This window comes from Microbacterium indicum DSM 19969 (genome assembly GCF_000422385.1).
Classification (GTDB): domain Bacteria; phylum Actinomycetota; class Actinomycetes; order Actinomycetales; family Microbacteriaceae; genus Microbacterium; species Microbacterium indicum.
This window is the reverse complement of the sequence record NZ_AULR01000002.1, coordinates 366,532-380,174: the sequence shown is the minus strand read 5'-3', so window position 1 is coordinate 380,174 and position 13,643 is coordinate 366,532. Positions and strand designations below refer to the sequence as shown.

13 protein-coding genes are annotated in these 13,643 nt (G+C 71.9%); all 13 read left to right on the top strand.

What is annotated here, in order from left to right; translation table 11 throughout:
- Position 1 precedes the first annotated feature (1 nt).
- The 13 genes from aroC (at position 2) to gmk (ending at position 13,610) form a co-directional block, all read left to right on the top strand.
- The gene (gene aroC, locus H576_RS0104430; protein ID WP_029149942.1) at positions 2–1,210 is read left to right on the top strand and encodes a chorismate synthase; all 1,209 of its coding nucleotides are present in this window, start codon (positions 2–4) and stop codon (positions 1,208–1,210) included.
- Positions 1,203–1,763, top strand: a complete 561-nt coding sequence (locus tag H576_RS14270) for a shikimate kinase (RefSeq protein ID WP_051172146.1) — start codon at positions 1,203–1,205, stop codon at positions 1,761–1,763. The genes aroC and H576_RS14270 overlap by 8 nt, the downstream gene beginning before the upstream one ends.
- Positions 1,756–2,874, top strand: coding sequence for a 3-dehydroquinate synthase (gene aroB / locus H576_RS14265; RefSeq protein WP_051172144.1), 1,119 nt, complete (start codon positions 1,756–1,758; stop codon positions 2,872–2,874). Before H576_RS14270 ends, aroB begins: the two co-directional genes overlap by 8 nt.
- Before the next feature lie 91 nt (positions 2,875–2,965).
- The gene (efp, locus tag H576_RS0104415; protein WP_029149941.1) at positions 2,966–3,529 is read left to right on the top strand and encodes an elongation factor P; all 564 of its coding nucleotides are present in this window, start codon (positions 2,966–2,968) and stop codon (positions 3,527–3,529) included.
- Between the two features lie 3 nt (positions 3,530–3,532).
- Positions 3,533–3,943, top strand: a complete 411-nt coding sequence (gene nusB / locus H576_RS0104410) for a transcription antitermination factor NusB (RefSeq protein ID WP_029149940.1) — start codon at positions 3,533–3,535, stop codon at positions 3,941–3,943.
- A gap of 110 nt (positions 3,944–4,053) precedes the next feature.
- Positions 4,054–4,596, top strand: coding sequence for a bifunctional pyr operon transcriptional regulator/uracil phosphoribosyltransferase PyrR (pyrR, locus tag H576_RS0104405; RefSeq protein WP_029149939.1), 543 nt, complete (start codon positions 4,054–4,056; stop codon positions 4,594–4,596).
- Positions 4,596–5,567 carry an aspartate carbamoyltransferase catalytic subunit gene (locus H576_RS0104400; protein WP_029149938.1) on the top strand — a complete coding sequence of 324 codons (972 nt, stop codon included), beginning with the start codon at positions 4,596–4,598 and terminating at the stop codon, positions 5,565–5,567. Before pyrR ends, H576_RS0104400 begins: the two co-directional genes overlap by 1 nt.
- Positions 5,564–6,874, top strand: a complete 1,311-nt coding sequence (locus H576_RS0104395) for a dihydroorotase (RefSeq protein ID WP_029149937.1) — start codon at positions 5,564–5,566, stop codon at positions 6,872–6,874. Before H576_RS0104400 ends, H576_RS0104395 begins: the two co-directional genes overlap by 4 nt.
- Complete coding sequence (locus tag H576_RS0104390; RefSeq protein WP_029149936.1) at positions 6,871–7,377, top strand: PH-like domain-containing protein; 507 nt, start codon at positions 6,871–6,873, stop codon at positions 7,375–7,377. The genes H576_RS0104395 and H576_RS0104390 overlap by 4 nt, the downstream gene beginning before the upstream one ends.
- Positions 7,374–8,546: a glutamine-hydrolyzing carbamoyl-phosphate synthase small subunit gene (gene carA / locus H576_RS0104385; protein ID WP_029149935.1), complete on the top strand. Its 1,173-nt coding sequence runs from the start codon at positions 7,374–7,376 to the stop codon at positions 8,544–8,546. Before H576_RS0104390 ends, carA begins: the two co-directional genes overlap by 4 nt.
- Complete coding sequence (gene carB, locus H576_RS0104380) at positions 8,546–11,827, top strand: carbamoyl-phosphate synthase large subunit (RefSeq protein WP_029149934.1); 3,282 nt, start codon at positions 8,546–8,548, stop codon at positions 11,825–11,827. Before carA ends, carB begins: the two co-directional genes overlap by 1 nt.
- Positions 11,824–12,705: an orotidine-5'-phosphate decarboxylase gene (pyrF, locus tag H576_RS0104375; protein ID WP_029149933.1), complete on the top strand. Its 882-nt coding sequence runs from the start codon at positions 11,824–11,826 to the stop codon at positions 12,703–12,705. Before carB ends, pyrF begins: the two co-directional genes overlap by 4 nt.
- Entirely contained in the window at positions 12,702–13,610 is a 909-nt protein-coding gene (gmk, locus tag H576_RS0104370) for a guanylate kinase (protein WP_029149932.1), read from the top strand. Before pyrF ends, gmk begins: the two co-directional genes overlap by 4 nt.
- Positions 13,611–13,643: the final 33 nt, after the last annotated feature.

Here is a 13,643-nt window from a genome sequence, read left to right as displayed (position 1 = left end):
CATGCTCCGCGTGCTCACGGCCGGTGAATCCCACGGCCCCGAACTCATCGCCATCATGGAGGGTCTGCCCGCAGGCGTCCCCGTCTCGCCGCAGGACATCCAGGACGACCTGCAGCGCCGCAAGCTCGGCTACGGTCGCGGCTCGCGCATGAAGTTCGAGCAGGACGAGCTGACGATCTCGGGCGGCATCCGGCACGGCCTCTCGATGGGCAGCCCCGTCGCCCTGCGCATCGGCAACACCGAGTGGCCGAAGTGGACCGAGGTCATGAGCCCCGAGCCCACCGAGCTCTCGGACAGGTCGCGCGGCCGCGGCGCCCCGCTCACGCGACCGCGCCCCGGGCACGCCGACCTCGTCGGCATGCAGAAGTACGGCTTCGACGAGGCCCGCCCGATCCTCGAGCGCGCGAGCGCTCGCGAGACGGCGGCGCGCGTCGCCCTCGGCGCCGTGGCGCGGAAGTTCCTCGGCGAGCTCGGCATCTCGCTCGTGAGCCACACGCTCTCGATCGGCCCCGTGCAGGTCCCCGAGGGATCCGCGCTCCCGACGCCCTCCGACGTCGCGGCGCTCGACGCCGATCCGCTGCGCTGCTTCGACGCGGCCACGAGCGAGCGCATGGTCGCCGAGGTCGACGACGCGAAGAAGGCGGGCGACACGCTCGGCGGCATCGTCGAGGTCCTCGCGTACGGCGTGCCCGCGGGGCTCGGCTCGCACGTGCAGTGGGACCGCCGCCTCGACGCGAAGCTCGCGCAGGCGCTCATGAGCATCCAGGCGATCAAGGGCGTCGAGGTCGGCGACGGCTTCGAGACGACCCGCCGCCGCGGGACCGTCGCGCACGACCCGCTCTACCCCTCCGGCGAGGGCGTCGCGCGCGGATCCGACCGCGCGGGCGGAACCGAGGGCGGCATGTCGACGGGCACGCTGCTGCGCGTCCGCGCCGGCATGAAGCCCATCGCTACGGTCCCCAAGGCGCTCGACACGATCGACGTCACAACGGGCGAGCAGGCGGCCGCGCACCACCAGCGCTCCGACGTCTGCGCCGTCCCCGCCGCGGGCGTCGTCGCCGAGGCGATGGTCGCGATCACCCTCGCCGACGTCGTGCTCGAGAAGTTCGGCGGCGACTCGGTCGCCGAGACGCGCCGCAACCTCGACGCGTACGTCGCGGCGATCCCCGAGCACCTGAAGAGCGCGTCGCATTCCATCCCGCATGAGTGATGCGCGGGCCGTCGTCCTCATCGGCCCCATGGGCGCGGGGAAGTCGAGCATCGGCCGCCGGCTCGCGAAGCGGCTCGGGGTGCGGTTCCTCGACACCGACGCCATGATCGTGCGCGAGCACGGGCCGATCGCCGAGCTCTTCGCGGCGTGGGGCGAGCCCGCGTTCCGCGCGATCGAGCGCGAGGCCGTGCGCGAGGCGATCGCGTCCGCCGGCGTCGTCGCCCTCGGGGGCGGGGCCGTGCTCTCGCCCGAGACGCAGGATCTCCTCGGCGGACACCTCGTCGTGCACCTCACGGTCTCGGAGCGCACCGTCGCGGCGCGGATCCGCGGGCAGAAGCGCCCGCTGCTCAACCAGGGCGACGCCGTCGCCGAGTGGAAGCGGATCGCCGCCGAGCGGGCGCCGCTGTACGACCGGCTCGCCGACGTGACCTTCGACACCTCGCGCGGCCCCCTGCGCGAGGTCGTGGACCGCGCGTCGGAGTGGGCGGGGGAGCGGCTCGGGATCGCGCCCGGCGGCGCCGACCACAACGACACGGAGGACGACGATGACTGACCACACTTGCATCCACGTCGAGGGCGACCCGGGGTACGACGTCGTCGTCGGCCGCGGCACCAGGCACCTGCTCCGCGAGGCGCTGCCGCCCGCCGCGACGAAGGTGCTGCTCGTGCACCAGCCGCCGCTCGCGACGATCGCGAACGAGCTGCGCGACGAGCTCCTCGCCGCCGGCGACCTCGAGGTCCTCACGGCCGAGATCCCCGACGCCGAGGACGCCAAGCGCGTCGAGGTCGCGGCGTTCCTCTGGCAGATCCTCGGCCAGGCCGACTTCACCCGCACCGACGCGATCGTCGGCTTCGGCGGGGGAGCGGCGACCGACCTCGCGGGATTCGCGGCCGCGACCTGGCTGCGCGGCATCGACGTCGTCCAGGTGCCGTCCACGGTGCTCGGCATGGTCGACGCGTCGGTCGGCGGCAAGACGGGCATCAACACGGCAGAGGGCAAGAACCTCGTCGGATCGTTCTGGTCGCCGCGCGCGGTCCTCGCCGATCTCGAGCTGCTCGAGCCGCTCGCGGAGCGCGAGGTCGTCACGGGCTTCGCCGAGGTCATCAAGGCGGGCTTCATCCGCTACCCCGAGATCCTCGACCAGATCGAGGCCGACCCCGTGCGGGCGCTCGACGTCGCGTCGCCCGAGTTCCGCCGCAGCCTCGAGCTCGCGATCGGCATGAAGGCCGACGTCGTCGGGCAGGACTTCCGCGAGTCGGGCCTGCGCGAGATGCTCAACTACGGGCACACCCTGGGCCACGCGATCGAGCACGCCGAGCGCTACCAGTGGCGCCACGGCGCCGCCGTCTCGGTCGGCATGATGTTCGCCGCCGAGCTCTCGCGCCTCGCGGGCCGGCTGAGCGACGAGGCCGTCGATCGTCACCGCCGGATCCTCACGTCGCTCGACCTCCCGACGACGTACCGCGCGGGGGCCTGGAACCAGCTGCTCGCGACGATGCAGCGCGACAAGAAGGCTCGCGCGGGCATGCTGCGCTTCGTCGTCCTCGACGAGATCGGCAAGCCGACGATCCTGCAGGCGCCCGACGAGTCGCTGCTGTTCGCCGCCTACCAGGAGATCGCCGAGGAGTCCGAGGGGCGGATCCGCCCCACGGGCCGCGCCTGACTCGCGGCGCCTCAGGAGCGTCGCGCTACCATGGAGCTTTGGGCATCGCCCCATCGCACACTTTCGACAACAGGAAACGGGACACCCGCACATGGCATCCACCGCAGACATCCGCAACGGCGTCGTGCTGAACATCGACGGCCAGCTCTGGGGCGTCGTGGAGTTCCAGCACGTCAAGCCGGGCAAGGGCGGCGCGTTCGTGCGCACCAAGCTCAAGAACGTCGTGTCCGGCAAGGTCGTCGACCGCACGTTCAACGCCGGCAGCAAGGTCGACATCCAGAACGTCGACCGCCGCGACTACCAGTACCTGTACAACGACGGCGACAACTTCGTCTTCATGGACACGGCCGACTACGACCAGATCAACGTCTCGGCCGCGCTCGTCGGCGACGACTCGCGCTTCCTGCTCGAGAACATGATGGTCACGATCGCGCTGCACGACAATCAGCCGCTCTACATCGAGCTGCCCGCGTCGGTCGTCCTCGAGATCACCTACACCGAGCCGGGCCTGCAGGGCGACCGCTCGAACGCCGGCACCAAGCCCGCGACGGTGCAGACGGGCGCCGAGATCCAGGTGCCGCTGTTCGTCAACGAGGGCACCAAGGTCAAGGTCGACACCCGCACGGGCGACTACCTCGGCCGCGTCAACGACTGACCGGTGAGCGCACGCACCAAGGCGCGCAAGCGCGCGCTCAACGTCCTCTTCGCCGCCGACGTCCGCGGCGAGGCCATCTCGGCGACCCTCGCCGCCGAGGCGCAGCGCGCCGCGAGCGAGCCCGAGCGCGAGGCGTCGTGGCTCTACGCGCGCGAGATCGTCGACGGCGTCATCGACCACGGCGACGAGATCGACGAGGCGATCGAGACGCACAGCCGCGACTGGAAGATCGATCGCATGCCGACGGTCGACCGCGCCGTCCTGCGCCTCGCGACGTGGGAGATCCTCTTCAACGCCGAGGTCCCGGCGGGCGTCGCGATCGACGAGGCCGTCGAGATCGTGAAGGAGCTCTCGACCGACGAGTCGGGCCCGTTCGTGAACGGCGTCCTCGGCCGCATCGCCCGCTCGGCCTGAGATTCGCGCGAAGCGGCCCGTGTCCCCCACGGGGCGCGGGCCGCTTCGCTGTAGGCTGGACGCATCCGGACCTTTAACCCCGTCCCGTGAGGCGGAGAAGGGAGCGGCTGATGAGCGCACGCACCGTGCTGCACGAAGCCGACATCTCGCGAGCTCTGACGCGCATCGCGCACGAGATCCTCGAGTCGAACCGCGGGCCCGACGGCCTCGTGCTCCTCGGGATCCCGACCCGCGGGGTCTTCCTCGCCGAGCGGCTCGCGGCGCTCATCGAGCGCTTCGGCGGATCTGCGGTCCCCGTCGGCCAGCTCGACGTCACGATGTACCGCGACGACCTCGCGCAGCACCCGACGCGCGCGACGCGCCCGACCGAGATCCCCGTCGGCGGAATCGACGGAAAGGTCGTCGTCCTCGTCGACGACGTGCTCTTCTCGGGGCGCTCGATCCGCGCGGCGCTCGACGCCCTGAACGACAACGGCCGCCCCGCCGCCGTGCGCCTCGCTATCCTCGTCGACCGCGGCCACCGCGAGCTGCCGATCCGCCCCGACTTCGTCGGCAAGAACCTCCCGTCGGCGCGCAGCGAGCGCGTCAACGTCCTCGTCACGGAGCGCGACGGGCGCGACGAGGTCACGATCGAGACGCCGGACGCCGAGTGATGCGCCACCTGCTCGACACGCGCACGCTCTCGCGCGAGGACGCGATCCGGATCCTCGACGTCGCCGAGGACATGGCCGACACACAGGGCCGCGAGGTGCGCAAGCTCCCGACGCTCCGCGGCCGCACCGTCGTCAACCTGTTCTTCGAGGACTCGACCCGCACGCGCATCTCGTTCGAGGCCGCCGCGAAGCGGCTCTCGGCCGACGTCATCAACTTCTCGGCGAAGGGGTCGAGCGTCTCGAAGGGCGAGAGCCTGAAGGACACGGCCCAGACGCTGCAGGCGATGAACGCCGACGCCGTCGTCGTGCGCCACGGCGCCTCGGGCGCGCCCCGCACGCTCGCGACGAGCGGGTGGATCGACGCCGGCGTCGTCAACGCGGGCGACGGCATGCACGAGCACCCCACGCAGGCGCTGCTCGACGCCTTCACGATGCGCCACCGCCGCTACGGCGCCGAGGCGAGCCGTGGCCGCGACCTCGCGGGCTACCGCGTCGCGATCGTCGGCGACATCCTGCACTCGCGCGTCGCGCGCTCGAACGTCTGGCTGCTCGACACGCTCGGCGCCGAGGTCACGCTCGTCGCGCCGCCCACGCTCCTGCCGCAGGACGTGTCGCAGTGGCCCGTGCGCGTCGCGTACAGCCTCGACGAGGCGATCGCCCAGGGCCCCGACGCCGTCATGATGCTGCGCATCCAGCTCGAGCGCATGAGCGCCGCGTTCTTCCCGAGCGAGCGCGAGTACTCGCGCCTCTGGGGACTGGATCCGGTCAGGCTCCGTGCGCTGCCGGACGATACGATCGTCATGCACCCCGGTCCCATGAACCGGGGCCTCGAGATCAGCGCGGAAGCCGCCGACTCCCCCCGCGCCACGGTGCGCGAGCAGGTGGCGAACGGCGTCTCGGTGCGCATGGCGGTGCTGTACCTGCTCCTCGCCGGGGAGCGCCACGACGCAGACGGGAAGGACCAGCGATGAGCGAGAAGATCCTCGTCCGCGGAGCGACCATCGAGGGCGGCCGCACGGCCGACATCCTCATCGAGGGCGACGCGATCGCCGACGTCGGGACGGGCCTCTCGGCCGCGGGCGCGCGCACGATCGACGCCGACGGGCTCGTCGCGATCCGCGGCCTCGTCGACCTCCACACGCACCTGCGCGAGCCGGGCTACGAGGCGAGCGAGACGGTCCTCACCGGAACGCAGGCGGCGGCGTCCGGCGGCTACACGGCCGTCTTCGCGATGCCCAACACGCACCCCGTCGCCGACACAGCCGGCGTCGTCGAGCAGGAGCTCGCCCTCGGCGAGGCCGCGGGGTACGCGACGGTGCAGCCGATCGGCGCCGTCACGGTCGGGCAGAAGGGCGAGCGCCTCGCCGAGCTCGGCGCGATGGCCGACTCCCGCGCCCGCGTCCGCGTCTTCAGCGACGACGGCTTCTGCGTCTTCGACCCGCTCATCATGCGCCGCGCCCTCGAATACGTGAAGGCCTTCGGCGGCGTCGTCGCGCAGCACGCGCAGGACCCGCGCCTCACGGAGGGCGCCCAGATGAACGAGGGCGTCGTCTCGGCCGAGCTCGGGCTCGCGGGGTGGCCCGCCGTCGCCGAGGAGTCGATCATCGCGCGCGACGTGCTCCTCGCCGAGCACGTCGGATCGCGCCTGCACGTCTGCCACCTCTCGACGGCGGGGTCGGTCGACCTCATCCGCTGGGCCAAGAAGCGCGGGATCGCGGTGACGGCCGAGGTCACGCCCCACCACCTCCTCCTGACCGACGAGACGGCGCGCGGCTACGACGCCCGCTACAAGGTCAACCCGCCGCTGCGCACGGCCGAGGACGTCCTCGCGGTGCGCGAGGGCCTCGCCGACGGCACGATCGACATCGTCGCGACCGATCACGCGCCCCACCCCGCCGAGGCGAAGAGCGCCGAGTGGGCCGCCGCCGCGAACGGAATGGTCGGCCTCGAGAGCGCCCTGCGGGTCGTGCACGAGACGATGGTCGAGGACGGACCCTTCGGCTGGGACGACGTCGCCCGCGTGATGTCGTCCGAGCCCGCCCGCATCGGATCCCTGGCGGGCCACGGCCTCGCGATCGAGCCCGGCGCGCCCGCCGAGCTGACGCTCTACGACCCCGCCGCGCGCGAGGAGTTCACGGCCGCCGACCTGCGCGGCCGCAGCGTCAACTCGCCGTACCTCGGCCGGGCCCTCCCGGGCAGCGTGCGGCACACGATCCACCGCGGGAGACAGACCCTCGTCGACGGTCGCCTCGCCGATCCCCAGGAGGTGGCCTCGTGACCCGCGAGCTCGCGCTCGTCATCGTCCTCGCGATCGCCGTCGTCGGCATCGCCCTCATGCTCTGGGGCTGGCGGCGACGATCGAGGCGCGACGCGGGCATCGCGGTCCCGATCGGCGTTCCGGCAGGGGCGGAGATCGCGTGCTTCGACGGCCTCTACGTCGCGACGACGCGCCGCGACGAGCCGCTCGACCGCATCGTGGCCCGCCCCCTCGGATTCCGCTCGCGCGCCGCGATCCAGGTCGCGGAGGGCGGCGTCGGGCTGAGCCTCCCCGGCGAGCAGCCCGTAGTCCTCGCCGCCTCGAGGCTCGAGGGCGTCGGCCACGCCACCTGGACGATCGATCGCGTCGTCGAGCGCGACGGGCTCGTGCTCGTCGCCTGGACCGACGGATCCCACCATCTCGACACCTATCTGCGCCTGCAGACCGAAGAAACGGCGCGCCTCATCGAGGCGATCGAGGGCCTGATGCCCTCCGGCGCACAGACAACAGGAGCCACCGCATGACCGACATCCGCTCGCTTCTCGACCGGGATCCGGCCGTCCTCGTCCTCGAGGACGGCGCCCGATACGAGGGCTTCGCCTATGGCGCGCGCGGCACGACGCTCGGCGAGGTCGTGTTCTCCACGGGTATGACCGGATACCAGGAGACGCTGACCGACCCGTCGTACGCCGGGCAGATCGTCCTCCAGACGGCGCCGCACATCGGCAACACCGGCGTCAACGGAGAGGACCCCGAATCGCGCCGCATCTGGGTCGCCGGGTACATCGTCCGCGACCCCAGCCGCGTCGTCTCGAACTGGCGCGCCGACGAGTCGCTCGACGCGGCGCTCGAGCGCGACGGCATCGTCGGCATCAGCGGGATCGACACGCGCGCGATCACGCGGCGCATCCGCTCCGAGGGATCCATGCGCGGCGGCGTCTTCTCGGGCGCCGACGCCGCGAAGACCCCCGAGGAGCAGCTCGCGATCGTGCGCGAGGCCCCCGAGATGACGGGGCAGAACCTCTCGGCCGAGGTGTCGGTCTCCGAGACCGAGGTCACGGCGGCGCGCGGCGACGAGCGGCTCGGCCGCGTCGCGGTCATCGACCTCGGCATCAAGCAGGCGACGATCGAGAACCTCGCGAACCGCGGCTTCGACGTCCACGTCATGCCGTACACGACGACGATCGACGACATCCGCGCGATCGACCCCGTGGCGTTCTTCTACTCGAACGGCCCGGGCGACCCCGCGGCCTCGAGCGCGCACGTCGAGCTCCTCCGCGGGGCTCTGCGCGACGGGCTGCCCTTCTTCGGGATCTGCTTCGGCAACCAGCTCTTCGGCCGCGCGCTCGGCCTCGACACCTACAAGCTCCCGTTCGGCCACCGCGGCATCAACCAGCCGGTGCGCGACAAGCTCACGGGGCGCGTCGAGATCACGGCGCAGAACCACGGCTTCGCCGTCCAGGCGCCGCTCGACGAGGTCTTCGAGTCGAGCGAGGGCTTCGGCCGCGTCGAGGTGAGCCACATCGGGCTCAACGACGACGTCGTCGAGGGGCTGCGCGCCCTCGACATCCCCGCCTTCAGCGTGCAGTACCACCCCGAGGCCGCCGGCGGGCCCCACGACTCCAACTATCTCTTCGACCGCTTCGCCGACATGGTCCGCGAGCACGTCGCCAGCAAGAAGGACGCGAAGTAATGCCCAAGCGCGACGACATCGACTCCGTTCTCGTCATCGGATCCGGCCCCATCGTCATCGGCCAGGCGGTCGAGTTCGACTACTCGGGCACGCAGGCCTGCCGCGTGCTGCGGGAGGAGGGCGTGCGCGTCATCCTCATCAACTCGAACCCGGCCACGATCATGACCGACCCCGACTTCGCCGACGCGACCTACATCGAGCCCATCACGCCCGAGGTCATCGAGACGATCATCGCGAAGGAGAAGCCCGACGCGATCCTGCCGACGCTCGGCGGACAGACGGCCCTCAACGCCGCGATGGCGCTCCACGAGCGCGGGATCCTCGAGAAGTACGGCGTCGAGCTCATCGGCGCGAAGCCCGACGCGATCCAGAAGGGCGAGGACCGCCAGATCTTCAAGGAGCTCGTCATCGAGGCGGGCGCCGAGGTGGCCCGCAGCCGCATCGCGCACACGATGGACGAGGTCCTCGCGGCCGCCGACGACCTCGGCTACCCGATGGTCGTGCGCCCGTCGTTCACGATGGGCGGGCTCGGATCCGGCTTCGCGCACGACGAGGAGGAGCTGCGCCGCATGGCCGGCCAGGGCCTCCGCGAGTCGACGACGACCGAGGTCCTCCTCGAGGAGTCGATCCTCGGGTGGAAGGAGTACGAGCTCGAGCTCATGCGCGACTCGGCCGACAACACGGTCGTCGTCTGCTCGATCGAGAACGTCGACCCCGTCGGCGTGCACACGGGCGACTCGATCACCGTCGCGCCCTCGCTGACGCTCACCGACCGCGAATACCAGAAGCTCCGCGACATCGGCATCGACATCATCCGCGCCGTCGGCGTCGACACGGGCGGCTGCAACATCCAGTTCGCGATCAACCCCGACGACGGCCGCATCATCGTCATCGAGATGAACCCGCGCGTCTCGCGGTCGTCGGCCCTCGCCTCGAAGGCCACGGGCTTCCCGATCGCGAAGCTCGCCGCGAAGCTGGCGCTCGGCTACCGCCTCGACGAGGTGCCGAACGACATCACGAAGGTCACGCCGGCCTCGTTCGAGCCGACCCTCGACTACGTCGTCGTCAAGGTCCCCCGCTTCGCCTTCGAGAAGTTCCCGGCCGCCGACCCGACCCTCACGACGACCATGAAGTCGGTCGGCGAGGCGATGGCGATCGGGCGCAACTTCACGACGGCGCTCCAGAAGGCGCTGCGTTCGGTCGAGAAGCGCGGATCCTCGTTCCACTGGGGCGAGGAGACGCGTTCGGTCGAGGAGCTGCTCGCGGTGATCCCGACCCCGACCGACGGGCGCATCGTCGACGTGCAGCAGGCGCTGCGCCTCGGCGCGACGCCCGAGCAGGTCTTCGAAGCGACGAAGATCGACCCGTGGTTCCTCGACCAGATCGTCCTGATCAACGAGGTCGCCGAGGCGGTCGCGGGCGCCCCCGAGCTCGACGCACGCGCGATCCGGCTCGCGAAGGACCACGGCTTCAGCGACGCCCAGATCGCGCAGCTGCGCGGCCTCGCCGAGCACGAGGTCCGCGAGGCGCGCCACGCCGCGGGCCTGCGCCCCGTCTTCAAGACGGTCGACTCGGTCGCCGGCGAGTTCCCGGCCACGACGCCGTACCACTACTCGTCGTACGACGCCGAGACCGAGGTCACCCCGTCCGACCGCCGCAAGGTCGTGATCATCGGATCCGGCCCCAACCGCATCGGCCAGGGCGTCGAGTTCGACTACTCGTGCGTGCACGCGTCGTTCGCGCTCTCGGACGCCGGGTTCGAGACCGTCATGGTCAACTGCAACCCGGAGACGGTCTCGACCGACTACGACACCTCCGACCGCCTCTACTTCGAGCCGCTGACGCTCGAGGACGTCCTCGAGGTCCTCCACGCCGAGAGCGAGTCGGGCGAGATCTTCGGTGTCATCTGCCAGCTCGGCGGCCAGACGCCCCTCTCGCTCGCGCACGGGATCGAGGACGCGGGATACCGGGTCCTCGGCACGAGCCCCGGCGCGATCGACCTGGCCGAGGACCGCAAGCTCTTCGGCGAGATCCTCGACCGCGGCGGACTCCTCGCCCCGCGCAACGGCACCGCGACGAGCGAGCCCGAGGCGATCGCGATCGCCGAGGAGATCGGCTACCCCGTGCTCGTCCGCCCGAGCTTCGTGCTCGGCGGCCGCGGCATGGAGATCGTCTACGACACGGCCTCGCTGCGCGATTACTTCGTCCGAATCGGCGCCGCCGACCTCATCGGAGACGACGCGCCGCTCCTCGTCGACCGCTTCCTCGACGACGCCGTGGAGATCGACGTCGACGCGCTCTATGACGGCACCGAGCTGTACGTCGGCGGCATCATGGAGCACCTCGAGGAGGCGGGCATCCACTCGGGCGACTCGTCGTGCTCGCTCCCGCCGCGCTCGCTCGGCCGCGCCGAGATCGACGCCGTCGTCGCCGCGACGCGCGCGATCGCCGAGGGCGTCGACGTCCGCGGTCTGCTCAACGTGCAGTACGCGATCAGCGCAGGCGTGCTCTACGTGATCGAGGCGAACCCGCGCGCGAGCCGCACGGTCCCGTTCGTGTCGAAGGCGCTCGGCTTCCAGCTCGCCAAGGCCGCGAGCCGCGTGATCGCGGGGTCGACGATCGCCGAGCTGCGCGAGGCCGGGGTGCTCCCCGAGCACGACGGATCCCGCGTCCCGCTCGACGCGCCCGTCGCGGTCAAGGAGGCGGTCCTGCCGTTCAAGCGCTTCCGCACGGCCGACGGCCAGATCATCGACTCGGTCCTGGGCCCCGAGATGCGGTCGACGGGCGAGGTCATGGGCATCGACGTCGACTTCCCGACGGCGTTCGCCAAGAGCCAGGCGGCTGCCTACGGCGGCATCCCCGCGTCGGGGACCGTCTTCATCTCGGTCGCCGACAGCGACAAGCGCGACGTGATCCTGCCCGCCCACCGCATGCAGCAACTCGGCTTCCGCCTCCTCGCGACCGAGGGCACCGCCGAGGTGCTCATCCGCAACGGCGTCTCGGTCGAGGTCGTCAACAAGTTCGGCGAGACCCGCGAGACGGGCGACGACAACATCGTGAACATGATCGCCCGGGGCGAGGTCGACATCGTCGTGAACACCCCGAGCGGCATGTCGGCGCGCGCCGACGGCTACGAGATCCGCGCCGCGGCCGTCGGGGCCGACAAGGCGCTCTTCACGACGATCTCGGTGTTCGGCGCGGCGGTCAGCGCGCTCGACACGCAGACCGACGAGTTCGCCGTCACGAGCCTGCAGGAGTACGCCGCGGAGCGTGCGGCGTGACCGATTCCTTCGGACAGAGGGCCCGCGCGGCGATCGCGCGGCGCGGGCCCCTGTGCGTCGGGATCGACCCCCACGCGTCCCTGCTCGACGCGTGGGGCCTCCCGCGCTCGGCCGACGGTGCGCGGGCCTTCGGGCTGCGCGTCGTCGAGGCCGCGGCCGCCGCGGGTGCGGCGTTCGTCAAGCCGCAGGTCTCGTTCTTCGAGCGGTACGGATCCGCGGGCCTCGCCGCGCTGGAGGACGTCCTCGCGGCGGCCCGCGCGACCGACCTCCTCGTGATCGCCGACGCGAAGCGCGGCGACATCGGCTCGACGATGCAGGCCTACGCCGAGGCGTGGCTCACGCCGGGCTCGCCGCTCGAGGCCGACGCGCTCACGGTGAGCCCCTACCTCGGCGTCGGCGCCGTCGCGGGCACGATCGACTACGCGTACGCGAACGGCAAGGGCGTGTTCGTCCTCGCCGCGACGAGCAACCCCGAGGCGCGCGCGCTGCAGGGAGCGATGCTCCCGGGCGACCGCACGGTGGCGCAGGGCGTCATCGACGAGGTCTCGGCGCTCAACGCCGCGCACGGGGCCGCGGGCGAGTGGGGGAGCGCCGGGTTCGTCGTCGGAGCGACCGTCGACTGGTCGGAGGCCGGGATCGCGCCCTACGCGCCCGTGGCGCCGATCCTCGCGCCGGGCTTCGGCGCCCAGGGCGCCGTCCCCACGGGGATCCGTGCGATCTTCGGCGAGATGGCGCCGGCCGTCATCGCGAGCGAGAGCCGGAGCATTCTCACGGCTGGATCGGCGAAGATCGAAGGCGTGATCGCTGAACATGCCCGCGCCTACCCGGCCGCGGGAGAACCCGGGGGAGCCGACGCGCAGGGAAACCCCCGCGGATGACTGACCAGGTCCGACCCCCCGAAGTGGACCGCGTCGCCGCATCACGCAAGGCCGTCGCCGCCCGTCGCGCCCGCGCGAGCCTCAAGCGCGACATCGCGATGCGCGTCGTCACGCCCCAGGAGGTGCTGCGCCGCGCGTTCGCCGACCCGCACAGCCCCGCCGGCACGCTGCGCGTCCCCGAGTTCCTCACGGCGCTCCCCGCGATCGGCGAGGGCAAGCGCGACCGGATCCTCGCCGAGCTACAGATCTCGCCCGTCAAGCGCCTCGGAGGGCTCGGCACGCGGCAGCGCGAGGCCCTCGCGGCCTGGCTCGACCGCCGCATGCCCGTGCGCGGCCACCGCCGCACGCGCTCGTCGCTCGTCGTCCTCGCGGGCCCGACGGCCGTCGGCAAGGGCACCGTCGCCGCGCACATCCGCGAGCACCACCCCGAGGTCCTCCTCTCGATCTCGGCGACGACCCGCGCGCCGCGCCCCGGCGAGGTCGACGGGCAGCACTACTACTTCGTCTCCGACGCCGAGTTCGACCGCATGATCGCCGAGGACGAGCTGCTCGAGTGGGCGACGGTCCACGGAGAGCACCGGTACGGCACCCCGCGCGGCCCGATCGACGACGCGATCCTCGCGGGCCGGTCGGTCCTGCTCGAGATCGACATGCAGGGCGCCTTCCAGGTGCGGCGCAGCGAGCCGACCGCGACCCTCGTGTTCCTCCTGCCGCCGAGCTGGGACGAGCTCGTGAACCGTCTCGTCGGCCGCGGCACCGAGGGCGCCGAGGAGCGCGCCCGGCGCCTCCGCACCGCGAAGGTCGAGCTCGCGGCGCAGAACGACTTCGACTTCCGCATCGTGAACGACGATGTCGCCGTCGCGGCGCAGCAGGTCGTAGACTTGATGCAGGCGTCCGCGCGCTGAGGGTTTCGCGCGCGCATTTCACACCCACTCCCG

Excerpts from the sequence above, each read along its gene's own strand:
- aroC (WP_029149942.1), top strand. The coding sequence starts at position 2 with ATGCTCCGCGTGCTCACGGCCGGTGAATCCCACGGCCCCGAACTCATC.
- H576_RS14270 (WP_051172146.1), top strand. The coding sequence starts at position 1,203 with ATGAGTGATGCGCGGGCCGTCGTCCTCATCGGCCCCATGGGCGCGGGG.
- aroB (WP_051172144.1), top strand. The coding sequence starts at position 1,756 with ATGACTGACCACACTTGCATCCACGTCGAGGGCGACCCGGGGTACGAC.
- efp (WP_029149941.1), top strand. The coding sequence starts at position 2,966 with ATGGCATCCACCGCAGACATCCGCAACGGCGTCGTGCTGAACATCGAC.
- pyrR (WP_029149939.1), top strand. The coding sequence starts at position 4,054 with ATGAGCGCACGCACCGTGCTGCACGAAGCCGACATCTCGCGAGCTCTG.
- H576_RS0104400 (WP_029149938.1), top strand. The coding sequence starts at position 4,596 with ATGCGCCACCTGCTCGACACGCGCACGCTCTCGCGCGAGGACGCGATC.
- H576_RS0104395 (WP_029149937.1), top strand. The coding sequence starts at position 5,564 with ATGAGCGAGAAGATCCTCGTCCGCGGAGCGACCATCGAGGGCGGCCGC.
- carA (WP_029149935.1), top strand. The coding sequence starts at position 7,374 with ATGACCGACATCCGCTCGCTTCTCGACCGGGATCCGGCCGTCCTCGTC.
- carB (WP_029149934.1), top strand. The coding sequence starts at position 8,546 with ATGCCCAAGCGCGACGACATCGACTCCGTTCTCGTCATCGGATCCGGC.
- gmk (WP_029149932.1), top strand. The coding sequence starts at position 12,702 with ATGACTGACCAGGTCCGACCCCCCGAAGTGGACCGCGTCGCCGCATCA.